The 23002-nt window shown below is 37.7% G+C and carries 22 protein-coding genes and 1 tRNA gene; 7 read left to right on the top strand and 16 right to left on the bottom strand.

Annotated elements, in window-relative coordinates; genetic code table 11:
* Positions 1-304: 304 nt before the first annotated feature.
* Complete coding sequence (locus CVS93_RS09605; RefSeq protein WP_107687449.1) at positions 305-1459, top strand: site-specific integrase; 1155 nt, start codon at positions 305-307, stop codon at positions 1457-1459.
* Positions 1460-1589: 130 nt separating this feature from the next.
* Here the strand turns inward: CVS93_RS09605 and CVS93_RS09600 are convergent, their stop codons facing one another.
* A complete protein-coding gene (locus CVS93_RS09600; protein ID WP_234400132.1) occupies positions 1590-2900 on the bottom strand; it encodes a hemolysin family protein in 1311 nt (436 codons plus the stop codon).
* A 200-nt stretch (positions 2901-3100) separates the two neighbouring features.
* On the opposite strand from CVS93_RS09600, the gene CVS93_RS09595 reads away from it, so the two are divergent.
* Positions 3101-4414, top strand: coding sequence for a sodium-dependent transporter (locus CVS93_RS09595; protein WP_107687447.1), 1314 nt, complete (start codon positions 3101-3103; stop codon positions 4412-4414).
* A gap of 39 nt (positions 4415-4453) precedes the next feature.
* Here the strand turns inward: CVS93_RS09595 and CVS93_RS09590 are convergent, their stop codons facing one another.
* Positions 4454-4900: a DUF411 domain-containing protein gene (locus tag CVS93_RS09590; RefSeq protein ID WP_107687446.1), complete on the bottom strand. Its 447-nt coding sequence runs from the start codon at positions 4898-4900 to the stop codon at positions 4454-4456.
* 109 nt (positions 4901-5009) lie between these two features.
* Between CVS93_RS09590 and CVS93_RS09585 the strand changes: the two genes are divergently transcribed.
* From CVS93_RS09585 to CVS93_RS09560, 5 genes are all read left to right on the top strand, one after another.
* On the top strand, positions 5010-5978 hold the full coding sequence (locus CVS93_RS09585) for a putative transporter (protein ID WP_107687445.1): 969 nt from the start codon (positions 5010-5012) through the stop codon (positions 5976-5978).
* 437 nt (positions 5979-6415) lie between these two features.
* Positions 6416-7219: a M48 family metallopeptidase gene (locus CVS93_RS09580; protein ID WP_107687444.1), complete on the top strand. Its 804-nt coding sequence runs from the start codon at positions 6416-6418 to the stop codon at positions 7217-7219.
* Positions 7220-7221: 2 nt separating this feature from the next.
* On the top strand, positions 7222-7704 hold the full coding sequence (locus CVS93_RS09575; RefSeq protein WP_107687443.1) for a GNAT family N-acetyltransferase: 483 nt from the start codon (positions 7222-7224) through the stop codon (positions 7702-7704).
* Positions 7705-7747: 43 nt separating this feature from the next.
* Positions 7748-7835 (top strand) — tRNA-Ser (locus CVS93_RS09570).
* Between the two features lie 316 nt (positions 7836-8151).
* Positions 8152-8445 (top strand): hypothetical protein, encoded by a 294-nt coding sequence (locus CVS93_RS09560; protein ID WP_107687442.1) that lies wholly within the window; start codon positions 8152-8154, stop codon positions 8443-8445.
* A 219-nt stretch (positions 8446-8664) separates the two neighbouring features.
* On the opposite strand, the gene CVS93_RS09550 is transcribed toward CVS93_RS09560, so the two are convergent.
* The 14 genes from CVS93_RS09550 to CVS93_RS09485 form a co-directional block, all read right to left on the bottom strand.
* A complete protein-coding gene (locus CVS93_RS09550) occupies positions 8665-9198 on the bottom strand; it encodes a chemotaxis protein (protein WP_107687441.1) in 534 nt (177 codons plus the stop codon).
* Positions 9199-9286: 88 nt separating this feature from the next.
* On the bottom strand, positions 9287-11401 hold the full coding sequence (locus CVS93_RS09545) for a TonB-dependent siderophore receptor (protein ID WP_107687440.1): 2115 nt from the start codon (positions 11399-11401) through the stop codon (positions 9287-9289).
* Positions 11382-12449, bottom strand: a complete 1068-nt coding sequence (locus CVS93_RS09540; RefSeq protein ID WP_234400131.1) for a PepSY-associated TM helix domain-containing protein — start codon at positions 12447-12449, stop codon at positions 11382-11384. The genes CVS93_RS09545 and CVS93_RS09540 overlap by 20 nt, the downstream gene beginning before the upstream one ends.
* 430 nt (positions 12450-12879) lie before the next feature.
* Positions 12880-13287, bottom strand: a complete 408-nt coding sequence (locus CVS93_RS09535; protein WP_107687438.1) for a tetratricopeptide repeat protein — start codon at positions 13285-13287, stop codon at positions 12880-12882.
* Between the two features lie 135 nt (positions 13288-13422).
* Positions 13423-14250 (bottom strand): ABC transporter permease, encoded by an 828-nt coding sequence (locus tag CVS93_RS09530; protein ID WP_107687437.1) that lies wholly within the window; start codon positions 14248-14250, stop codon positions 13423-13425.
* Positions 14243-14896: an ABC transporter ATP-binding protein gene (locus CVS93_RS09525; protein WP_054197251.1), complete on the bottom strand. Its 654-nt coding sequence runs from the start codon at positions 14894-14896 to the stop codon at positions 14243-14245. Before CVS93_RS09525 ends, CVS93_RS09530 begins: the two co-directional genes overlap by 8 nt.
* Positions 14897-14906: 10 nt before the next feature.
* Positions 14907-15806, bottom strand: coding sequence for a NapH/MauN family ferredoxin-type protein (locus CVS93_RS09520; protein WP_087580404.1), 900 nt, complete (start codon positions 15804-15806; stop codon positions 14907-14909).
* A 2-nt stretch (positions 15807-15808) separates the two neighbouring features.
* A complete protein-coding gene (locus CVS93_RS09515; RefSeq protein WP_085658492.1) occupies positions 15809-16270 on the bottom strand; it encodes a c-type cytochrome in 462 nt (153 codons plus the stop codon).
* Positions 16270-16818 carry a c-type cytochrome gene (locus CVS93_RS09510; protein ID WP_103589145.1) on the bottom strand — a complete coding sequence of 183 codons (549 nt, stop codon included), beginning with the start codon at positions 16816-16818 and terminating at the stop codon, positions 16270-16272. Before CVS93_RS09510 ends, CVS93_RS09515 begins: the two co-directional genes overlap by 1 nt.
* Positions 16815-17492 carry a 4Fe-4S dicluster domain-containing protein gene (locus tag CVS93_RS09505; protein ID WP_107687436.1) on the bottom strand — a complete coding sequence of 226 codons (678 nt, stop codon included), beginning with the start codon at positions 17490-17492 and terminating at the stop codon, positions 16815-16817. The genes CVS93_RS09510 and CVS93_RS09505 overlap by 4 nt, the downstream gene beginning before the upstream one ends.
* Positions 17485-18741 (bottom strand): nitrous oxide reductase family maturation protein NosD, encoded by a 1257-nt coding sequence (locus tag CVS93_RS09500; protein ID WP_107687435.1) that lies wholly within the window; start codon positions 18739-18741, stop codon positions 17485-17487. The genes CVS93_RS09505 and CVS93_RS09500 overlap by 8 nt, the downstream gene beginning before the upstream one ends.
* On the bottom strand, positions 18734-19489 hold the full coding sequence (locus tag CVS93_RS09495) for a cytochrome C (protein WP_072595072.1): 756 nt from the start codon (positions 19487-19489) through the stop codon (positions 18734-18736). Before CVS93_RS09495 ends, CVS93_RS09500 begins: the two co-directional genes overlap by 8 nt.
* A gap of 83 nt (positions 19490-19572) precedes the next feature.
* A complete protein-coding gene (gene nosZ / locus CVS93_RS09490; RefSeq protein WP_107687434.1) occupies positions 19573-22161 on the bottom strand; it encodes a Sec-dependent nitrous-oxide reductase in 2589 nt (862 codons plus the stop codon).
* Between the two features lie 12 nt (positions 22162-22173).
* Positions 22174-23002 (bottom strand): hypothetical protein (locus tag CVS93_RS09485; protein WP_234400130.1); only part of this gene is annotated, 829 nt, incomplete at its 5' end.

Raw genomic sequence — 23002 nt, 5'->3', positions numbered from 1 at the left:
TAGTAAGGGAGGGCGAGATTTTGTAAAAGCTTAAACTTTTTATGTAACTTTTACTTAATTGAATTAATGGCGATGACAATTTTGTTTTATAACTATTTTATTATATAAAGCTTAAAAATAAAAGTTAATTATTAGCGAGATTTTGTAAAAAATTGCTTTTCTTAATTGCCTTTTTGCTCTTTTTAAGATTTTTAAGCTCCATAAAATCGCACTTTAAGCAAAAAATTTTTATTTCAAAAAATTTTAACCTTAAAGATAGCGCTTTTTCGCTTACTTTTAATTAAAATTTGATAAAGTTACTCGTATGAAAAATTTAGAAAAAAATAAAAATATCTATGTGCAGCACGGACGTTTTTATATTGATTGCCAAAAGGACGGCGTTAGAATTCGCCGCGCTACGGGTCTTAAAAAATCGCCTTTGGCGTTTGATTTCGTTCGTAAAAATTATGATTTATTTTTAGGCTCTAAATCCGATATCGCGGAGGCTAGACGCCGGTATCGCGAGCTTGAGGACTTGCAGACCGACAGGCTCCTTAGAAAGGGGGAGAAAGGCACCAGCGCTATTAAAAATTCTAGCGAGTTTAGTTTTGATAGCGTAATCGATCGTCTCCTTGCCGAGAAGTCCTTTTTAAAGGATAAAACTAGGCGGCTTTACGTAATTATGAGCCATACGATCACGGAATTTTTAAGCTCTAATAGTATTTTCTACTTAGCCGACTTTGAGAGGCACCACAGCGTAGAATTCGTTAAATTTTGTAAGGGCAAAGGCTTAAAGGATAGCTCTATTAGCGGCTATTGCTCTTTTTTTAAGATGATTTTTCGATACGCCGTAAGTAATGACATAATCTCCAAAAATCCGTTTTTTATTCCTAGATTTAAGCAACACCTCGATGAATTAGAGGACGAAAAATTTCCGCCGTTTAGTCTTGATGAAATTTTAGAGCTTATTAAAAATGCTGACAACGAGCTACGACTGTTTTTAGTAGTGGCGTTCTTTACCGGCGCTCGAACTGGTGAAATTTTAGCCCTTACTTTTAGCGATCTCGACTTTGAAAATAGGCAGATTCGAATAAATAAAACACTTTCAGACATCGGCATCGTAGATTCGCCTAAAACTAAATCCAGCAACCGCACGATCGATATGCTACAAATCGTCTACAATGAACTCATAAAGCTTGATGGTGGCGACAAAGGCCGGCGTATTTTTAGGCTTTCTCGGTCTATGATGCGACTTAAATTTAATGATCTGCAAGTAAAACTTGGCTATAATATTCGCAGGCTTTACGACACCAGGCACTCCTTTGCTTCCATTATGCTAAGTCGTGGAGAGGAGCCTATGTGGGTGGGTTGCAAAATGATGGGTCATAAGGATTTGAACGAGACTTATCGTTCCTATGCAAAATACTTGCCAAAGGAAGTTAAACAAAGAGCGGTTTTTTTAAATAATGTCGTCATTTAAAATTTAATATTAGACATCTTATTTTAAAAAATATGTTATAATAAGATTAAATTTTACTAAAAATAGATTAAAATTTTACTTCTTTTAATGCGTATAAACGCCGTTTTTACGGCACTGCGACTTAATAAATTTAAGATTGAATGCTCTCCTCATCATTTTTTATCTTTTTTCTAACTTTGACTCGTGATATGCTAGCTCCATCCATCTTTCTTACTTCGTAGTAGCAGTTTTCGTCCTCGATCTTATCACCTACAACTGGCAAACGACCGATTAAGTTGAAGACATATCCACCGATTGTAACTTGATCTGTCTCTTCATCAAAGCTTATACCAAGAACCTCTTCAACGCTCTCTAGATCGTATCTACCTTGAAATTCATAAATATTGTCATTTATCTTTTTGTAGTGTTGATCGACTTCATCGTGCTCGTCATTAAAATCACCAAGCACCTCTTCCATTATATCTTCCATCGTAAGAAGTCCGGCTGTGCCGCCATACTCATCGACTACGAGTGCAGCTGAAATTTGCTCTTTATTCATCATTACAAGCACTTTTGAAATAGAAAGGCTCTCAGGCACTATGACAAATTTACGAACAATTGAGTCAAAACTCTTCTCTTTATCTTTGCTAAAGTGAAGCTGCAAAATATCTCTAATGTGTATCATGCCCAAAATAATATCTTTTGAGCCGTCTATATAAGGAAAGCGAGTGTATTTTGACTCAAATACGACCTGCAAATTCTCTTCAAAGCTCTTTTGTTTATTTATGCAGATCATATCTCGCCTTGGCGTCATGATCTCTTTTGCGACTGTGTCACTAAAATCAACTGCATTTTTAATGATCTCAGTCTCAAAGCTATCAAGCACGCCACCCTTTAAGCTCTCGCCAACGATGATTTTTATCTCTTCTTCAGAGTGTGCTAGTTCATTTTCTTTAGCTGGCTGGATGCCTAAAATTTTAAGTCCAATGGTCGCTAAAATATCAAAAAGCTTAATTACAGGAGAAAATAGTACCCAAAAAAAGTGAAGTGGACGAGCGATTTTTAACACTGAAGTCTCAGCCTTCGCGATAGCAACTGACTTTGGCACAAGCTCACCCATTACAACGTGAAGTAGCGTAATAAGAGTAAATGCGATCGCAAAACCAACCGTATGAACTAATATGTCGCTAAAGTTGAAGAAATTTTTAAGTGGAGCTTCTATAAGTCTTGCAACCGCTGGCTCACCGATCCAACCAAGAGCAAGTGAGCTTAGTGTGATGCCAAGCTGAGTGGCACTAAGATAAGTATCAAGCTTGTTTGACATCTCAAAAGCAAGCTGAGCGTTTGGCTTTTTCTCTTTGATAAGCTCTTCAAGTCTAGACTTACGAACTTTAACAAGAGAAAATTCCGACAAAACAAAAAATGCGTTTAGTAAAATGAATATAATGGCAAGTATTACCATTAAAAGCGAGTTATCGCTACTGGGGTACAATTATGATCCTTAAGAGTTAAAAATTTTGGCTGATTATAGCGAATTTATATTTTGCGGTCAAATTAGCCACGCCCAAAAGTAACAACGTTTCTTAAATTTAAGATTTATAAAAAGTTCTTAAATCATATTTTGGTAACATTATTTTCATCACTAAATTTATGGATTTTACAATGAGCAAAAAGAATTTTTCATCGCGTTGGGCATTTATACTAGCCTCAGTTGGTTCAGCAGTTGGCATGGCAAATGTCTGGGGCTTTCCTTACAAACTTGGCACAAATGGCGGTGCGGCGTTTTTACTCATCTATGTTTTTTTTATAGCTCTTTTTTCATACGTTGGTCTAAGTGCAGAGTATGCGATTGGCAGACGTGCAAAGACTGGTACGCTTGGATCATATAAATATGCTTGGCAAAGTAGAAATTTAGGCGTATTTGGCAGTATTATTGGCTGGCTTCCGCTTGCTGGCTCACTTTGTATAGCTATTGGCTACGCAGTCATCATCGCCTACGTACTAAAAGCCCTTACTCAGGCGCTTACTGGCTCATTTATGAGCGTTGATACGAATGTTTGGTTTAACTCATTTGCACTTCAAGATTACTCAGTCTTGCCTTATCATTTTATCATCGTTGTTGGCACGCTTCTTACACTATTTTTTGGAGCAAAAAGTATCGAAAAAACAAATCAAATAATGATGCCACTGTTTTTTGTATTGTTTAGCATTTTGGCTATAAATGTTGCGATGCTGCCAAATGCATTTGATGGATATAAATTCCTTTTTATTCCTGACTTTAGTAAGCTTGCAGACCCGATGGTATGGGTTTCTGCGATGGGTCAAGCTTTTTTCTCGCTCTCTATCACAGGATCTGGCATGATAGTTTATGGGGCTTACCTTTCAAAAGATGAAGATATCGTTGAGAGTGCTAAAACTACGGCTTTTTTTGATACTATCGCAGCTCTTGTGGCCGCTCTTGTTATGATCCCAGCAGTCTTTGCCTATGCTATGGATCCAGCCGAAGGTCCAAAGCTACTTTTTGTAACGCTTCCAAAAATTTTACAAAATATGATCGGCGGTCAAATTTTTGCCATTATTTTATTTACAGCAGTCATCTTTGGCGGTATCACCTCACTTCAAAATATGTTTGAAGTAGTCGCCGAGTCACTAATGCATAAATTCCCACTCCTTAGTAGATTTTGGACGCTCACGCTACTTTGTGCAGTTTGCTTTGGCATAGGAGCATTTATGGAGCCTATTAGCAGTTGGGGACCTTGGATGGACTTTGTGTCGATCTATATTATTCCAATCGGCGCAGTCATCGGCGCAATATCTTGGTTTTGGATCATTAAAAAAGAAAAAATTTTAGACGAGGTAAATTCAGGAGCAAATAAAACTTACGGCTCATTTTGGTACTTTGTAGGTAAATTTATCTATGTGCCAATAGCCTTTTTGCTCTGCATCATCGCCATTAGCAAGGGAATTTCTTTTTAACTTAGCTCACCAAAAGACGAGCTAAGTCTAAATTTGAAGTTATTTTAGCTTTTTAGAGCCGATATAAGTAGCAAAGACCTCTTGCGAGCCATCTTTTTTAAAGAGTATGACGTCGTATTGCTCGGCTTTACCGCCTTGCTCCATACCTTGACTCTCCATAGGCATGCCAGGCACTGCGATACCAACGACATCTTTTGGTTTAAGCTCCAGCAGGCGTTTGACCTCATCAGCTGGCACGTGACCCTCGATAACGTAGCCATCAACGACAGCTGTGTGGCAGCTTGAAAGCTCTAGTGGCACGTGAAATTCTTTTTTGACCTTGACCATGTCATCTACTTTTATGGTCTCTTCGCTAAAGCCAGCCTTTTGCATAGCATTGGCCCAGTTGCCACAACAACCGCAAGTTGGGCTTTTATAGACCTTCATATCGGCCGCAAACGCCAAGGTCGCACAAAGGCTAAGAGCTAAAAATGCAAATTTCTTCATCATTTTCCTTTACGTTAAAATTTGCAAAATGATATAGTTTGGATTTAAATTTTATATAAATGCTTAAACCTTGCCTGCTATAATTGCCAAAATTTACAAAAGGCACTTTATGTTTTCATCATTTTTTAAAGATAAAAAATGGGCGCTTTGGGCTTACGGCGGAGCGATCTTTATCATCTTACTACTTGTCTATCAAACGCATCTAAACGTCCGCATCAACGAGTGGTATAAAAATTTCTACGACATCGTGCAAAACTCAAAGGATCACAAAGTAGATGAGTTTTGGCGCGAGATATTAAATTTCATAAAGATCGCCATGCCATACGTCGTAACCTACACGGTGATATCGTTCTTTGCGAGCCACTGGGTCTTTCGCTGGAGGGAGGCGATGACCTTTAAATACCTCAAATTTTGGCGAAACTGCCAAAATGACATCGAGGGCAGCTCACAGCGTATCCAAGAGGATGTTTATCGCTTTGCTAAGATCATGGAGAGCCTTGGTGTGCAGGTTTTAAAGGCATTTATGACACTCATCGCCTTTATACCGGTGCTTTGGGAGCTAAGCAAAAGCGTGAGCCTGCCTTACATAAAAGATATCAATGGCTCGCTAGTTTATATCGCGCTGTTAATTAGCATCGGAGGCCTCATCGTATCGTGGTTTGTAGGCATAAAGCTGCCACATCTTGAGTATAACAACCAAAAAGCAGAGGCGGCCTTTAGAAAAGAGCTAGTTTACGGCGAGGACGACAAGGTCAAATTTTGCCAGCCAAACGTCATGCTAGAGCTTTTTACGGGGGTCAAGCTAAACTACTACAAGCTATTTTTGCACTACGGCTACTTCAATCTTTGGCTCATCTCGTTTTCGCAAATTCTTGTCATCGTGCCTTACATCATCATGGGTAATGGCCTATTTAGCGGTGTCATCACGCTTGGTGTTTTGATCCAAGCTAGCAACGCTTTCTCGCAGGTCAGAGAGAGTTTTAGCGTCTTTATCGATAACTGGACGATAATAACGGAGCTAAGGTCGGTTAATAAGCGTTTGAGAGAATTTGAGAGAAATATAGACTATAAAGCGTAGGGACAAATTTATATGCTGAAGAAACTCGGATAAATTTTAAAATTTCATGAACGAGTAATTTCGGCTCTAAAATTTGAGCTAAGCGATAAGCGAAGCCAAATTTTAGTATTCAATTCTTGCGAGTGAATGAAAATTTAAAATTTGTAAAATAGCTTTATTAAATTCGTAAATTTCTTTTTATTTAAAAGGGAGACAAGGGGACTTGAATTACGAAGCCGTCCCCTTATCCCCCTTTTTGAATCCCCTAAACCCCTCGCACGTTAGGAGTGGCATGCAATCGTGCTGGCGCACTGCATGCGTTTTATTTTAGAAAATTTCTGACAAATTTTAAAATTTGCAAGCCGTTTCAGCTCCAAAAATTAAATTTCCCCCTCGTTTAACAATGCATATCTAACTCAGGCTATAATACGCAAGATTTTAGTCCAAAAAGGATAAAAATGAAAAAAATTTTACTTACATTGTTAGCGACTAGTTTGCTCTTCACTGGCTGCTCAAGCGTTACAAAAGCAGGCGTTGTTGGTGCTGATCGTAAGCAATTTATGTTAGTCTCATCAGAAGCTATGGAGCAAAGCTCAGCCCAAGCCTACGTCAAGACACTAACAGCTGCTAGAAGCAAAGGCGAGCTAAATGTTGATCCGATCCTTACAAAAAGAGTTCAAGATATCGCTAAAAGGCTCATCGCCCAAACTGGTGTTTTTAGAGATGACGCTCTAAAATGGAAGTGGCAAGTAAATGTCATTAATGAAGATACGCTAAATGCTTGGTGTATGCCAGGGGGAAGGATAGTCGTCTATAGTGGCATCATAAAAAGGTTAAATTTAACAGATGCACAGCTAGCTGCAGTCATGGGACACGAGATCGCACACGCTCTTAGGGAACACAGCAGAGAGCAAGCAAGTGCTGATCAGATGAAAAGCATAGGTATCTTTGCAATAGCTACAGCTACTGGCCTTGGCGATCTTGGAGCTAATGCTCTAAATTTAGCTAGCGAATACACCATATCTCTGCCGTTTTCTCGCTCGCATGAGACCGAGGCTGATCACATCGGTACCGAGCTAATGGCAAGAGCCGGATACGATCCAAAAGAAGCAGTCGAAGTCTGGGTAAAAATGAGCAAGATAAGTGGCGGAAAGGTGCCTGAAATTTTAAGCACTCACCCATCAAATGAGAGCAGGATCAAGGACTTAAAAGAGATCGCAGCAAAGCTTGAGCCAGTCTATCAAGCTGCCAAAAAAGGTTAGGCTTGATCGAGCGAGCAAATTTAAGCGACCTTGAAGCTATCACGCAAATTTACAATGACTACATTTTAGATAGAAGTGCGACTGCTGATATGCAGCCAGTTAGCACAAAGGAGCGAGAGCCTTGGTTTAACGCCCACGGCAGCTCGCGCCCTATCTTTATCTACAAAGAAAATGATGAAATTTTAGGCTACTGCTCACTAAGTGACTTTAATCCCAAGATCGCTTACGATATAAGCGTAGAGATAAGCATCTATGTCGCTAAAAAGGCTCTTAAATGGGGCATCGGCAAACAGCTTTTAGCCCACAGCCTAAATGAAGCAAAGAGGCTAAATTTAAAAAATATCATCGCACTAATCTTTAGCAAAAACAAAGCAAGTCTTGGGCTGTTTTTGAAATTTGGCTTTGAAAAATGGGGCGAACTACCTGGCGTTTGCCTGATGGATGGCGAGTACAAAGATGTCGTTATCTTGGGGCTAAAGCTCTAAAAGCTAAGCATTAAGCAAATAAAGATATAATCACTTTCTTCTTGGGTAGATGTCCGAGCGGTTTAAGGAGCACGCCTGGAACGCGTGTGTGGGGCAACTCACCGAGAGTTCGAATCTCTCTCTACCCGCCATAAAACTATCTATAACTTAAAGTCTACTGACCTTTATTTTTATTGCTTAAAACATTGGCACTAAGCAAAAAACCACTTTATAAAACTTGCCAATTATCTTTTACTTTTGTCATAGTTAGGCATATAACTAGCATCAAATTTGCTCCATTCTAGAAGAAATTTTAACTATAAAATTCTATTTGCCTTATCGACAGCTACGAACGCCCAGTGCATAAATTCTTGCCTTGGTTTGTATTTGCCGCTGTTAAAATACTCCGCTAGCCGCGCCTCCTCCGTTTCGCTTAGCTCGCCGCCAAGCCCCCAGCGCGTCTTTTGTATGAGCTCCTACGCGCTTGCTGGCATAGGGCTTAGGCTTAGCGGCGATGATGGCAAGATAAGGGGCAAATTTAATCTAAATGAGCCAAAGCTAAGCGTTGCTAAGCTTACAGAGCTTCCATTTATCGAGGCGGTTTTGGATGAGAATTTTAAAGAGCTCGCAAAAGATGAGATGACAAATTTAGATGGCACTTTAAAGCCTATATTTTGGCATCACAAGGCAACTTTACTCGTGCAAAAAGACAAAAATGGTGAGTTTAGAAATTTAAATATAAAAGAGCTTCGGGAATTTTGATGATGTAAAATTTCAATGAGAAAAATGAGTTTAAATACGGCAAATTTAACTACGAAAAAGCTCGCCAAATAGCCCAAAACTGCGCTAAATTTAAGCTAGATAATGACGAAGAAGAGATGAGCTGCGGCGGCGAGAGGAGCTGCTATGACTGCACATTTAGGCGCTGGAGTAAAGATAGCTTCATCTGCATGGCACAAGCTAGCAAAGGCTAAGCTAGCTCTATGCGACCATTTTTTTATCTTTAAGTTTTCCGCCACGTTTGTACTTTAGCTCACCACAAAATCTCTTGCCAAATTTCGCCTCGATTATAAGAACTAGCACGAAAAATATCTTTTCATCATTCATTCGTGCGATCTGGCGTAGAGTTTGGCTAGTGTCATTAAATTTAACCCCATTTTTACGTAAAGTTTCGCAAAAAATGGCCTCGTCAAAGCCTAACATTTGTGAAATTTCAGTTATGCTGTATGGCTCTAGTGAGGCGATGATTCGGTCCATGTTGCAAATGCTTGGATTTTTACTGCGCGTTAGCACATCCATTGTTTCATTTATTAGTTTTACTAGTTTTTTTCTGCGATTTATAACGTGAAGTGTTGCAGCAAGCAATATTAAAAAACCTGTGATTTTATGGGCATTTAATAGATGCTCGTTATATTCGCCAAGCGCAAAATTTACACCAGAGAATGCGAGCATACAAAGCCCCAAAATAAGAACTAAAACAAGACAGAATTTATAAATAACCTCTACTTTAAACATGGTACTCATCCTAAAATATATTTTTCTAATTATACACTTTAGGAGTTGAAATTTATCACCAGCTTATTTAGCTGGTGATTTGATTAGATTAAAACTTATAGTTAAAGCTTAGATTAAATGTGCGTGGATCGCCATAAACCATCAAGTTTTTGCCGATGCCCTCGTAGTATTTTTTATTAAATAGATTGTCGATATTTAGCTGCACGTCAAAGTTTTTAGCAAATTTATAACCAAGCATTAAATTAGCCAAAGTGTAGCCTTTTTGTGTGATTTCATCTGCGCCTTTGCCATTATAAATTTTGCTCTTATACATAGCTCCAGCCCCTACTCTAAAGTCTCTAAATTCATACTTTGCAAATAAATTTGCCGTGCTTCTTGATGAGTCAGTGGCGTATTTCTCGCCATTAGCATCTTTTGCGTTAAAGTGCGTTGCGCCAAAGCTTAGGCTTAAGTTTTTAGTAATCTCGCCATTTAGATCTAGCTCGACACCCTTGCTTGTCACACCCTTGCCAGATTCATATATTTTGGCATTTGTCGCTGGATTTATCTTGCCAGTATCTATACCAAGCTTGTCTTGCACGATCTTAAAGATGCCAAGACTTGCTTGAAGTGCCCCATCAAAATACTCACCTTTGATGCCCACTTCGTAGTCTTTGCCTTGGATCGGATCAAGATATTTGTCGTTTGCATCCTTTACGCTTTGAGGTTTAAATATACTCGTATAGCTGGCGTATAGAGTGTGATTTGCTCCGATGTCATAAGTGATGCCAAGATATGGCGTGATCTCATTTGTGAAATTTCTATTGCCTTTGCCACCCTCGATCTCGTATTTGTAGTAGCTCACCCTGGCGCCTAGCAAAAATTTAAGCTCATCAGTGATTGATAGTTTATTTGCCGCGTAAAATGCCTTTTGTATCGTTTTGTCTTTATTGTTTTGATCGGCGTAAGGTAGCTTCGGGTCGTCTAGGTGCAGGTTATTAAAATCTATCCTAGTGCGCGCCGCATAGGCTAGGCCTGCCGGAGTCGTGCGGCTATTCCAGTAGCTACTGACCTTATCGGAGCTGTTTTGGTAGTTGTTATACATCGCGCCAAAGACAAACTCATGAGATAAATTTGCTAGCTCGTAAGGGATATTTGCGTATGCATCTACGTTGTGGATATTCTCCTCTCTTTTGTTTGCATAGACGCTAAGTCCGCTAACATCGCCCGTACCGTCTAAATTTACCTTGCCGCCGTAGTAGAGCAAATTAGTATCCGTATTTGCGCGCCTAAATGAGTAGCTTAAATTTAAGCTCGCTTCATTTTCAAAGTAGTGCTTAAAATCAGCGTAAAAATCAAGTGTTTTTATATCCCATCTCGTCCAAGGCTGAGAGAAAATTTCATTTTTACTAAAATTTGTCCTAGAGCCATCTGTGTAAAATGCTGGCATACCGCCCCATCTAACGCCACGGCGTCTTAGCTCTTGATAAAATGTACCAAGACTAAGCCATGAGTTATCGCCTATGTCGCTATCGACTACGCCATAAATCGCGCTATTTTTACGGTTGTAATAATCCATATAAGAGTGTGATTTCTCATGCATAAAAGATAACCTAGCTCTGACGCTTCCGCTCTCATTTACCGGCGTTTGCACATCACCATTTACGCCGTATCTATCGTATGAGCCAGCACTTACGCCAAAATTTCCTTTTAGCTCCTTTGAGTCTGCCCTTTTTCTTATGAAATTTAAGCTTGCAGCTGGGTTGCCAGCGCCTGCAAGTAAGCCATTTGCCCCTTTTACCACCTCAACTCTTTCATAAGGTAGCAAGCTCATATCGTTTGCACCAAGACTAAAACCACCAAAGCTAGGCATCGAATCAAGTAAGTAATAATCTATCTTAAAGCCACGAGCCGTCGGATATACGCGCTCGTCCCATTTGTTTAGCGTAACGCCTGGGACATTTCTAAGAAGCACTTGATAGTCCTTGATGCCTTGATCTTTTAGCCTAGCCTCTGTTAGCACAGTTAGCGACTGCGGCGTTTGACGAGAGGTTAAATTTAGCCTTGTTGTGCTCTTTACAAGCTCCTTTGCAAAGTAGTTTGCATCGTCTCTTCGCTCGCTCTCCACGACATCGATTGCCTCTAAAATTTTATCGCTTTGGCTAGCAAAAATTTGAGGTTGCATCAAATTTAATGCAACCAAACTAATTAAAAATTTTTTCATTTTTTCTCCTTTTAAAATTTCTTTTAATCCACAAATAAAGCCCTGAGATACTTAAAATAAGCGGTGAAATACCAACCAAAAACCAGATAAATTTTGTGATTTGGTTGTAGTTGCCAAAGTGCGATTTTCTAAATGCTGAGAGAATTTCTTCGCTTAGATTTGCATTTTTTATGTCCAAAATACTTACTAATTCGCCGTTATTTTTATCGTAAGTTAATATGCTTGAATATTCGTTATGCAAGAAATTTTGATCTTTTACATAGCCAAAAAGGCGTATGTTTGCTCCTTGCATAAAAGGCAGTGAGATGAAGTGTGGCTCAAAGCCAGTAAGATCATTTTTTGAGCGGGCCACCAGCTCGTCAAGAGATAGGCCTTTGTTATAAATTTTTGCATCTATAACGAAGTCATTTTTAAACTCTGGCATGCGTGCCATTTGAAATTCCCACCAAACACCGCTTATGCAAATGAGTAGTAAAATAGGTGTAGAAAAAATTCCTATCATTTTATGAATGTCGCTCATAAAAATATTTAGCCTATTTACACGAAGCCTAAGTAGTGTCAGCCAAAATTTTCTATAAATCACGAAACCACTTATGCAGATAAAAAACGTAAAAATAGCGGTTAGAGTAAGGATAATGTGACCGCTCTTTTCTAGAAATAGCGACTCATGAAGCTCGGTTAAAACTCCAAAAAAGCCCTCATCATGTGCGAGTGGCTCGCTCTTTATCTTACCGCTAAAAGCGTCAAAATAGATAAATTTCCACTCTTTTTGGCTGTCATTGTGCTCGATTAACCAAATTTTGTCGCATTTTTTAAGGTCGGCATCGATGTTGATGCCGACCATCTCGTAGCCGCCAAGCTCGCTTGCGATGATCTCTCTTTGCTCATCAAAGCTGATCCTTTTGCTTAAATTTTCTTTGTTTAATTTTACATTTACGACATTTGGGACAAGAAGGCTGTTTAGCTCATCTTTATAAACAAGGATCGCACCGCTAAAACAAACTACTGCAAGTGGAATGAAAAATAAAAGAGATAAATAAGTGTGCACTTTATAAAAAAAAAATTTTGATTTAGAAATTTCACTTTGTTTTGAAGCCTTTTAATAGTAGGTTTTGATAATGGCTCGCAATCTTACACAAAATTTACTTTGATAATATTTAAAACTATTATCAATTATGATTTCAAAAAAGAAAAATTTTTATAGAATGTAAATTGAAAAAAATAAATAGATTTGATTTTCAAAAGAATAAACAACTCCTCTTTGTGTATACGAAAAGCCAGAAAAGGGGGAAGCAAAGACTTATCAGTTACAAAAAGGAGGGTCCATTTAGGACGATGAAATAGTATTATTTAAGCATAAATTTTAATAAAATTTTTAGTTAATAAAAAAGAAATTCCAAGTAATACTAAAGTAAATTTAACTTTAAAGAAGCTATATTTAAGAAATTTCTTTTAATTAGTACAAGCATAAAATTAGGCTAATTTTTAGGCACAAGCTCTAATACATTGCAAGCTCGTTTACTGCCCATCTTGCAAGCTTTATCAAGAGCATTTGCAGAAAGATCAAAGCTTTGCTCAGTGCCATTTCCTTGAAGATACTTTGTCGCTAGCTCGTAGCAAGCCTCACTACCACCATCATCACAGAGCGATCTAAATATCTCAAAAGATTTTTGCGTATCTTTTTCTATGCCAAGACCACGCCCTAGCATATCTGCATAGATAAAGCAAGAAATTTTATCTTTATTCTCACACTCACTTGAAAGCTTTTTTGTAAAATTCTCGCAAGCTTTAGCGTTACTTTTATTAATGCACTCTTGCACATTTATATCCCAGTTTGCATTCAAAGATAGAAGTGTAAATGCTAAAAACAAAATGGATTTTTTCATAAATTTTCTTGGAAGAAGTTAGCCCCCTTTGGGGGAAAGGGAGCTATTACAAAAAGGAGGTTTCTTGTTGGACAAGTGGAATAATACAAGTTTCGTCTAAATTTAAAACCAACTTTTCTTTAACAAAAAACAATCTCAAACCAAATCTTTTTTGCTAAAGGCAAAATAGCCACAAACTAGCAAAATAATGCCTAGTGCGAGCGGATAGATAATCGCGTAAGCTACAAATGTCGCTTTTGGAAAGGTGCTTAAAATAAAATAAGATGCAGTACCGATAACTGCTAAATTTGGATCAAAAAGACTAAGCGCTGCTATCCTGAAAAGCTCTATCGGATTTAGTATAGCAATAGCGTAAATAACATACTCATCGACTGAACTTCTCATAAGAAGTCCAATTAATGCTAGATCAATAAATGCAAGCATTATAAGCCAAAGTAAAAACGCTACGCCTTGGCCTGTCTCTTGATTTTTAATCACGCTTGAGATAAAAAATCCAAGCGATAGAAAAATAATACTTAAGCTAAAAAGTAATCCAAAATAAAGTGTTAATACACTCCAAGGTATCGCCACACCTTTTATAAAACCAACAACAACACAAAGCAAAAGAGCAAACAAAAGTGGCACAAAAACAACAAATGTACGGCCCAGTGCCTTGCCAAAGTAATACTCTCTAAGACTTAGCGGGAAACTAAGGATGTATTCAAGCAAATTTGTATCTCTATCTTGATTTATGCTTCTTACAGTTGAAATGAGAATAAAAATAGGCACAATGATGACGCAAATTTGAATAAACAAAAGTAGTGCTCTAGTAAGCCCAGAAAAGCCCAGTACGCGTGAGTCAGTCACTCCACTGAATAAAAATCCTATCATCAAAGCAGAAAAAAGCGCAGCATATATCACAAACCATCTTGAGCGAAAAGACTCTTTTACATCAAGCTTTGCTATTAAAAAAAGATTATTCACTCTTGCTCCTTAAATTTTCTTCTTTGATTATCTTGCCAAGATCCATATAGACGCATCTATCTAATAAATTTGCTATCTCATCAATTCGGTGTGAAATAAAAACAAGTGTTTTGTTTTGCGTGAAGTTATCAAGTAAATTTTTAAAAGAAAGCCTTGCTTTCACATCAAGATTTGCCGTTGGCTCATCAAACATCAAAATTTCACTATCCTTAGCAAATGCGATGGCTATTAGCATCTTTTGTTTCATGCCACCAGAGAGCTTATAAAATGGCTTATTTAAATTTGCATGTAGATCAAGCTCTAAAAGCTTGCTAAATTTCTCAATCTCTTCAAATTTTACATTTGAGCTTTTGCAAACAAACTCACAAAGCTCGCGTAGATTAAATTTAAGCGGTGGTGGGGTTTGTGGCACAAATGAGATAAATTTCAAAGCCCCTTTTCTATCTTTTAGAGTGTTTACGCCATTTATTGCGATGCTTCCGCTATTTGGGATAAACTCACCTAAAATGATACGCATGAGCGAGCTTTTGCCAGCTCCATTTTGTCCAAGTATTGCTATTTTTTCGCCAGATTTTACGTTTAGGCTAACATTGTCAAGTATCCTTTGCGAGCCAAAAATTTTAGTTACTTCTTTTATATCTATCAAAAATTTTTCCTTATATGAGTTTTTTAAAGCCGTTGTCAAATTTCAGTGCATCTTGATGACACACATCAATACACCTACCACAAAGTGTACAATCAGCGCCAGCTATCCTAAAGATATTTTTGCTCTCGTCAAGCTTTGCTCCTTTTTTTGTCATAAAAAGTACGTGAGGCACTAGACAAACATCAGTGCAAACTAAGCAGTGATCGCATTTTTCTTTATCCCAGCTAACTTTTATGGCATTTGGTTTAGCTAGCACCGAGTAAGTAGCTCCAATAGGACAGACATACCTACACCAAGCTCTACGTGAGAAGAAAATTTCAACCATAAGCATAGCCACAACGAACCAAATAGCATGAAAATAGCCATAGATAATAAATCTTGAAAAAATCCCAACAACATTAAAAATTTCAAATGTAAGGCTTGCACTAGCAAAGCTAAGGGTTAAAAATAAAATGGTAAAAACATATCGCCACTTTGTGTCAAAAACTCGTGGTTTTACTATCTTTTTAGCACGCAAATTTTCATGGATCTTCTCAGCTATTTCGCTTATTAATGAATAAGGACAGATCCAAGAGCAAAAGCCTCTACCGCCAAAAATGATATAAAACGCCAAGATACTAAGTGAGCCAATTATTAAATTTACATGGATTTCATGCGTCGCCAGAAATACTTGCAGGCTCATAAAAGCATCTGCCAAGTGGAAACCAAATATTCTTGAGGCACTGATGTCGCCTTCTAAAATTTGTATATCAACTCTATATGAAAGCACAAATAAAAGATGAACTAGAATAATGCTAAATATGCGCCAAAAACGTATACTAGCACGCTTCTTGCCATCTTTTGTAGTTGTGATTAATGTGCTTAGAAAGCTTACATTTCTAATCGTCGCACGAGTGTTATATTTGTCCATTTTTACTTTTTAAATTTAGAAATTTCATCTGCAAGGCTTTCAAGCTCGCTATCACTAACATTTGTAAGTAGCCCCTTCATAAGCGAGTTTTGCACCTTGCCAGCTTTATAATCAGCTAGCTTTTTAAGCAATTCATCCTTACTTAGATGCGTTATATCAGGAGCTACGACGCCTTTTGCATTTGCACCATGGCACGGAGCACAAGTTGTTAGATATTGCTTGCTAACGCCTTCATTGTGCACTTTAGCCACACTTAGACTTAGCTCTTTTACCTTTTTTAGCTCATCTTCGCTAGCAAATTCTTCACTAGACTTTGGCTGCTCTTTTGTAAAATTTTGCTCTACTTTTGGCTGAGTATTAGTTGCTACTTTTTCCTTTTTAGGCGGAGTCTGGCTTAACATAAATACCATAATACCGCAAATTGCTACTGCTAAAATAATGGTTATAATCTTTCCTACTTTCATTATTTGCTCCTAAATTGTGTATTAAAATCACTGATTTCTTTAGCTAAATTTCTGATTTCACTATCATCCATTTTTTTAACAAGATCTCGCATCAAGACATTGACTTTTTCTTTATTTTTATAAGCATTTATCATTGTATAAATTTCATTTTCACTTTTTGTTAAAAGTGATGGCCCGATGATGCCATTTGCGTAATCATCGTGACAAGCTGAACATTTTGTAATGAAATTTTTGCTAAGCCTGCCCTTTATAAGTCTTAAATTTATAGTTTGAAGAGGGGTTCTTACCATTGCTAAAGCACCGATTTGACGGCTTACGTTATTATCTTCAAGTCCAAATTTTACGCTCTTTTCGCCGTGCATATCGTATTTTATGAAGTCATTTTGTTTATTTGTGCTTTGGTTATTTTCTTTTTTTTCAACCTTTATGCTAGCACTCGTGGCTACATTTATTGGTTGCTCGCTGGCTGCTTTTTGCGCTTTGTCATCGCTCTTTTCACAGCCGACAAATAGCAAAGCAGCAGCCACTAAAGATATTATTAATCTCATTCTTTCTCCTTATAAATTTCATCATAACTCATTTTTGGGGCAATGTTTATAATTTTTACAGGACAAATCTCAGCACACACCCCACACCCAACACAGCCATGCTTTATGAGTGGCAAATTTGCTTCGCTCATTACTATTGCACTATCGCCAACTGGGCAAATGCTGACACAAAGGTCACAAATTTGACCGATTTTGCCTTTTATCTTATCTTTTTCTGCCTCTTCCCTATCATTATAAACTTTGCGAACAAGCAAATCTTCAACGCTATCTTCGCTTAGTTTTTCTCTTTTTAGGCACATACAGGCATTTGCATTACTCAAGACAGCAACGCCCATTTTCACATCATCAACAACTTTTGTAGCATGATCTAACGCACCACTTGGACAGGCGAGCACACATGGGAAAAGATCACATAAATAGCAACCTCTCTTTTTAGGATCGATGTATGCTGTACCATTTGAATATCCATCTTTTATATCAAGCAAACTTATACTGTGATAAGGGCATACCTGCACACACTGACCACATTTGACACAAAGATCATCGAAGTCATCAACCGCACCTGGTGGTCTAAGATAGAGTTTATCACCGCTACTTTTTGGCAAAATTTTACCTATGCCATATCCTGCGGCAGCTGCGACTGAGCCTAAGATTATAAATTTTCTTCTATCCACGCTTTGCCTTTAACGCGTTAAAATTTGAAGCATCAAGTGGTTTTATCCTTGGCGTGCTATCTTCAAGTAGCTTTACTGGCTCAGAAAATGGCGCGAGTTTGGCTAAAAAATTTAAGATACTAAAGACACTTGAGCCATAGAAAAACTGCAAATTCGGATAATACTGCCAAAGCTGATCGGCATATGATAGATGTATAAAAGGCGTATCGCCATAGCCATCTTTATCTCTATCAAAGCTCTCATACTCATCATAATAATTTTTACTCCACTGATTTAATGCCATTTTATCGCCTGGAGTGTCGTTCGCAACGATATCCATATTGCCTATAAAATCATTATTTTCAAATATGCTTGTCCCCTGAGTAGCGTGAAAATATACGCCAACTACGTTGTGTAAAATTTTATTGCCTAAGAAATTTATCGTTGAGCCTGGCTGAAACGGCGAGTTATCAAGCAAAATTCCTCTCGCATTATAGATAAGTGTATTATTTTCGATAGTAAAATTTGAAACATCTTTTAGACCAATACCAATACCAAAAGCGCCGTCACTATCCATAACAAGATTATTTTTTATATTTGAGCCAGCTGAATACATAAAAAACATTCCGACTGCATTGCCGATAAAGTCATTGTTTTCGACTAAATTTTGATTTGCGTACATAAAATGAAGCGAGTATCTACCGCGAATCGCTTTATTTTTTAAAAATTTATTGTGACTTGCATACCATGCAACCATATCGCGGCTATCATAAATATAATTGCCCTCGATTAAATTTTCATGACTATACCAAAGTCTAACCGCATCACCTCTAAAGCCAAGACTGGCCCCTTTTTTAGAAGTGATGTTATTTTCAGTGATCTTTGAGCTGCTGCACTCTTTAAAATCAATCCCAAAAAGCACATCACTCAAGTCATTTTGCGTAACCAAGACATTATTTGCTTTATCACAGCCAATGCCAGCATCTAACTCACCAAGGTCATTTCCGCTACCACTTATCTTTAAATTTCTAAGCGTAACATTTGAGGCAATAATCTTTACAACTGTGCCTTTACCATTTCCTTTTATGTGAGCGTTTTTGCCCTCACCAACGATACTAAGAGGCTTATTTATAGTTATGCTTCCTTCATAGATGCCGTCTCCTAGCTTTATAACATCGCCAGGGCTAGCGTTATTTATTGCATCTTGAAGGATATTTGCAGAGCTAAAAATAGGTAAGAAAGCAAGGGCAAAATTGAAAATTTTACGCATTTAGCTCTTTTTTCTTTGAAAATACTGCAAGTATGCAAAATACACTCATAGCAATCATAACCCAAAATCCGATACTTGGATAAGAGTGCGTTGTAAATTGCGCGACGCTACCATCGCCTAAAACTGTTGGCATAAATGGTTTAATCTTAAATGCACCCCACTCTTGCATATTGTGTCCATACCAGTAAAGCCATCCTGCAAATGCGCTCATAAATAGCACAGGCGCGATAATGGTTGGAACCATAAGAAGCGAGTTAAATTTGCCATTGTAATACAAAAATGCAAGCATACAAAGCGTTGAAATAAGCAAATAATAAGGTGCTATCGCTCGCTCTAAATTTCCGCCATGCTCCATAGGATACATACCGATGTAGTGATTTATCGTATTCATCTCATGCACGTCACCACTATATCCATCTACGTGAAAATATACAGGAATTCCATCAGGAAAGGCTGATTTTGGATAATTTGGAGCTTCAAGAGAGACGTACCAGATAGGAAAAGATGGTGTGCCTATCTCTGCTTTTTGTTCGATCATCTTATGAAGATCGCTTGCTACATCTTTTGATAAAAGGTGATTTTTATACTGAAATGAGCTATAAAGATTATAGATACCGTAAGTATAAGATGGCAGTTCATCACCATCAGCTATACGCTCTTTTGCTCCGTGCCAACCAAGAACAGGCAAAGTAAAACAAACAGTCATTAAGACAAGTGCAACAATGGTATAAATTTTATATTTACTCATGATCTCTCCTTTAAATTTTAAAATTTCATCTACTAAAAATAAAATTTTAAAATTTAAAAAGGGGCAAAATGCCCCTTTAAAAACTACATACCAGCGTTTTCATCTACCCATTTTAGGTATTCGATGATATTTTTGATCTCTTCATCACTCATATGCTGATTTGGCATTCTAAGGTTAAAGTAATCAATCATTGATTTAATGTAGTCATCATTATAGAACTTAGCAGGATCTTTGATAAATTCTGCCACCCATTTTTCGCCATTTTCATGTCTTAGCAAGACGCCTGTTAGGTCTGGACCTGAGCTTACTTGACCGATAACGTGGCAACCATTGCATCCGCCTTTTAGATAAGCCTCTTCACCTTTTGCAGCAGCTGGGCTCATCGGAGTTGCGATCTCTTTAGCTAGGTTATTTTTAGCTCTTAAGCCAACGTCAGCTGTTTTAACCATGTATTGCCATACTTGGTACTCCCAAAGGATAGCGCCGTTTACGTCGCCTTTTTTGTAAGCTTCGTCAGCTTTAGCTTTTACCTCTTTGATGTGGCCGTATTGATCAAGTGCGTCGTCAACCAAAGCTTTTACTTTTGGATATTTCTCATAATGTTTCTCTTTTAGGTATTTAACAACCTCTTGGATAACATCATCAGTTGCCTTATTAGTTGCGATTACTTTATCGTATTCGGCTTTTAAAGCTTCTGGACTTAGAGTTTTTAGCTTGTTATTTTTTGCAGATTCATATTTTTTATTTGGATCTTTAACAAGTAAATAACCCATCATCTCTAGGTGAAGTGCTGAACAAAACTCGGTGCAGTAGTATGGGAAGACACCTTCCATATCAGCTACGAAATTTACTGAAGCGGTTTTGCCAGGCTCTAGTGAAGCGTGAATGTTGTAAAGGTCGATGCCAAATCCGTGAGTCTCATCTTGAGCGCGCTCTAAGTTTGTTAAGTGAATTGTTACATTATCGCCTTTATTTACCTCGATGTGCTCTGGGTTGATGTGGCTTCTGATCATTGTTGCATAGACAGTTACATTTTTACCATTTCTTTCAACTCTTTCTTGACCAGCTAGAGTTGCATATGGGCTAGCCTCGCCTGTTCTTGAGTTTGTACCCATGTTGTAAGTAAGCGCTGGGCTTAGTTTGCTAGCAGCTATTGACACAACATCGTGTGGCTCACCAAGTGGGATTGGCATATCATAGATTAGATCCATTTTTGCACCAGTGATGTCTATTAGCTGGTGATTTTGTGGATGAAGTGGGCCAACTGGGCTAAAGCGATCGATTGAAAGTTTATCAAGAGCGATTGCATATTTGCCAACTGGTTTTGCTGATTTGCCTTCCATTGTATCAAGGTGGCCGATATTGTAGTGAACATTTATCTTATCAAGCACTTTTAAATTTTTATAGTCCCATTTTACGATTTGACTATCAACGTAAAGTGAAGTATAAAGTACACCATCTTGTGAGTCAAATGATGTATGCAGTGGTCCAAGGCCAAGTTCAACTTGTCCGTGCATTGACTTTTCTCTATCTAAGATAGGAATTCCGTATGGGTCAGTGCCAGCATACTCTTTTTTATCGATTAGCTCTTTGATCTTTCTAAAGTCATAAACTGATGTGTGAGTATCAAGCTTACCGCCAATAATGATATATCTACCATCTGGGCTTACGTCACAACCATGTGGGCTCTTTGACTCTGGGATCAAAAATAACGCACCTGCTTTTACAGCAGCGTCTATTGTAACTACCTTGTGACCATTTATAACTTTGTAGTTTTTCTTGTCTTGAACAAGTTTTTCTAAAATTTTCCAGTTATAAACGTGTAAGAAGTCAGTGTCATTTCTACTTGCACCTGCTTCAAATGGAGGAAGACCTTTTTCGATACCGCCGGTATACATCTCAGTATTTATTGAGTTTGTAAAGCCCCAGCCGTAGCTCTCGCCTTTACCAGCATCACTTAGATCTTGCCAGTATGGTGGAAGCTCAAGAGAAAATGACTCTTTCTCATCGATCTTACCTTTTGGATAGTCAAATTTCCAAAATGTTACAGCACCTCTATAAACTGCTTCATAGTCGTCTATTGAGTGGTAGTTGTTATCAAGTGGAGCTGCATATTGGCTAGCTTCGATAACATACTCGCTATTTGGAGTGATGAAGCTACCGCCGTGCTCACTCTTCATAATAGGGTTTACAACGATTTGAGTTGTCTCAAAGTCATGCAAATTTATAACTGCGATTCTTGGGTTAGCTTTATCGTTGATAAATAGATAATCACCAACATACTCACCATTTTTCTCACTGAAATTTGGGTGGTGTGTATCGCCCCATGTTATCTCTTTGCCCCTGATGTTGCCTTGTTTCAAAACAGCTTTTGACTCATTGTCATAGCCATATCCTTGCCAAGGCTCTGGCGTGAAAACGCCGATGTATTTATAAATTCTCATCGACGGAACGCCATAAACTAGCACTTGACCGCTTTGCCCGCCAGATGAAAAGACGATGAAATCATCTTTTTTACCGCTAGGCTGATAAGTTTTAGCAGCTGCAAGGACATCTTTTTCGCTTAGCCCACGCTCTTTCATGACTTTTTCAAGGTCACTACTAGCAGCACAAGCAGTCGTTAAAGATAGCCCAAGCAACGCAGCACTTGCGACACAAAATAACTTTTGCATTTACTCTCCTTTTTAAAATGAATTTATCTCTAAACTCTTTATCTCATTGTCTAAATTTACGCCATTTAAGACGCCTTTATCTATAAAAATTCTTTTTATCTCATTATTAAAAAGAGCCTTTTGCCCTTTTAGCTTAAGATCTTTGTCAAATTTATAGACTACTCCATCCCCATCACCTATAAAAATTTCATCCTCTATACACGCAAGAGCTGAAATTTTAGATTTTAAAACTTGCTTTTTGATTCCACTTTTAAAATCTAAAATTTCTCCATCTCTAAAGCCAAGCAAAATATCATTCTCTTTAAATTTACAGGCACTAAGCGGAGCAAAGCCAACACGCTTTTTCTCTTTTAAATTAAGCTCTTTATCAAGCAAAAATGCTTTGCCATTAAAACTTGTAAAAAATAGCTCGTCATCAATTGGCAAAAGGCTTGAAATTTTATAAACATCTTTATAATTTTTAGTTAAAAGTTTATTTAGATTTTTATCAAAAACGCCTATGCTGACTTCATTTGCCATATCGCAAGCTACGTAAATTTTATTTTTAATTGCCACAATTTGTGAAATTTTACAGCCGATATTTGGCATGGCAAATAAAAAATTTCTCTCATTTGCTACCTCGATAATCTCATTATTTAAATTTGCGATATAAAAGGATTCTCCATCATTTCCGCACTCTTGATTTTTATAAATCGTATCTTTTAGATCTAAATTTTTAATCTGTCCATCTTTTATAAAGACGATGCTTTGGTTACTTTCATTAATAAAGCAGCCTAATTGCTGGGCAAAAGCTGTTATCAAAAACAAACTTATACAAAGCAGAAATCTCATAATCCAAGGC

Origin of the sequence: Campylobacter concisus (assembly GCF_003048535.1) — a bacterium.
GTDB lineage: Bacteria > Campylobacterota > Campylobacteria > Campylobacterales > Campylobacteraceae > Campylobacter_A > Campylobacter_A concisus_S.
The sequence above is the reverse complement of the archived record's forward strand: the minus strand, read 5'-3'. Positions and strand labels throughout refer to the sequence as shown.

Coding starts and splice junctions, on each gene's coding strand:
- CVS93_RS09605 (WP_107687449.1), top strand. CDS start 305: ATGAAAAATTTAGAAAAAAATAAAAATATCTATGTGCAGCACGGACGT.
- CVS93_RS09515 (WP_085658492.1), bottom strand. CDS start 16,270: ATGAAAGTAGGAAAGATTATAACCATTATTTTAGCAGTAGCAATTTGC.
- CVS93_RS09585 (WP_107687445.1), top strand. CDS start 5,010: ATGTTTTCATCATTTTTTAAAGATAAAAAATGGGCGCTTTGGGCTTAC.
- CVS93_RS09500 (WP_107687435.1), bottom strand. CDS start 18,741: ATGCGTAAAATTTTCAATTTTGCCCTTGCTTTCTTACCTATTTTTAGC.
- CVS93_RS09595 (WP_107687447.1), top strand. CDS start 3,101: ATGAGCAAAAAGAATTTTTCATCGCGTTGGGCATTTATACTAGCCTCA.
- CVS93_RS09510 (WP_103589145.1), bottom strand. CDS start 16,818: ATGAGATTAATAATATCTTTAGTGGCTGCTGCTTTGCTATTTGTCGGC.
- CVS93_RS09600 (WP_234400132.1), bottom strand. CDS start 2,900: ATGGTAATACTTGCCATTATATTCATTTTACTAAACGCATTTTTTGTT.
- CVS93_RS09590 (WP_107687446.1), bottom strand. CDS start 4,900: ATGAAGAAATTTGCATTTTTAGCTCTTAGCCTTTGTGCGACCTTGGCG.
- CVS93_RS09545 (WP_107687440.1), bottom strand. CDS start 11,401: ATGAAAAAATTTTTAATTAGTTTGGTTGCATTAAATTTGATGCAACCT.
- CVS93_RS09495 (WP_072595072.1), bottom strand. CDS start 19,489: ATGAGTAAATATAAAATTTATACCATTGTTGCACTTGTCTTAATGACT.
- nosZ (WP_107687434.1), bottom strand. CDS start 22,161: ATGCAAAAGTTATTTTGTGTCGCAAGTGCTGCGTTGCTTGGGCTATCT.
- CVS93_RS09560 (WP_107687442.1), top strand. CDS start 8,152: ATGAGCTCCTACGCGCTTGCTGGCATAGGGCTTAGGCTTAGCGGCGAT.
- CVS93_RS09535 (WP_107687438.1), bottom strand. CDS start 13,287: ATGAAAAAATCCATTTTGTTTTTAGCATTTACACTTCTATCTTTGAAT.
- CVS93_RS09580 (WP_107687444.1), top strand. CDS start 6,416: ATGAAAAAAATTTTACTTACATTGTTAGCGACTAGTTTGCTCTTCACT.
- CVS93_RS09520 (WP_087580404.1), bottom strand. CDS start 15,806: ATGGACAAATATAACACTCGTGCGACGATTAGAAATGTAAGCTTTCTA.
- CVS93_RS09550 (WP_107687441.1), bottom strand. CDS start 9,198: ATGTTTAAAGTAGAGGTTATTTATAAATTCTGTCTTGTTTTAGTTCTT.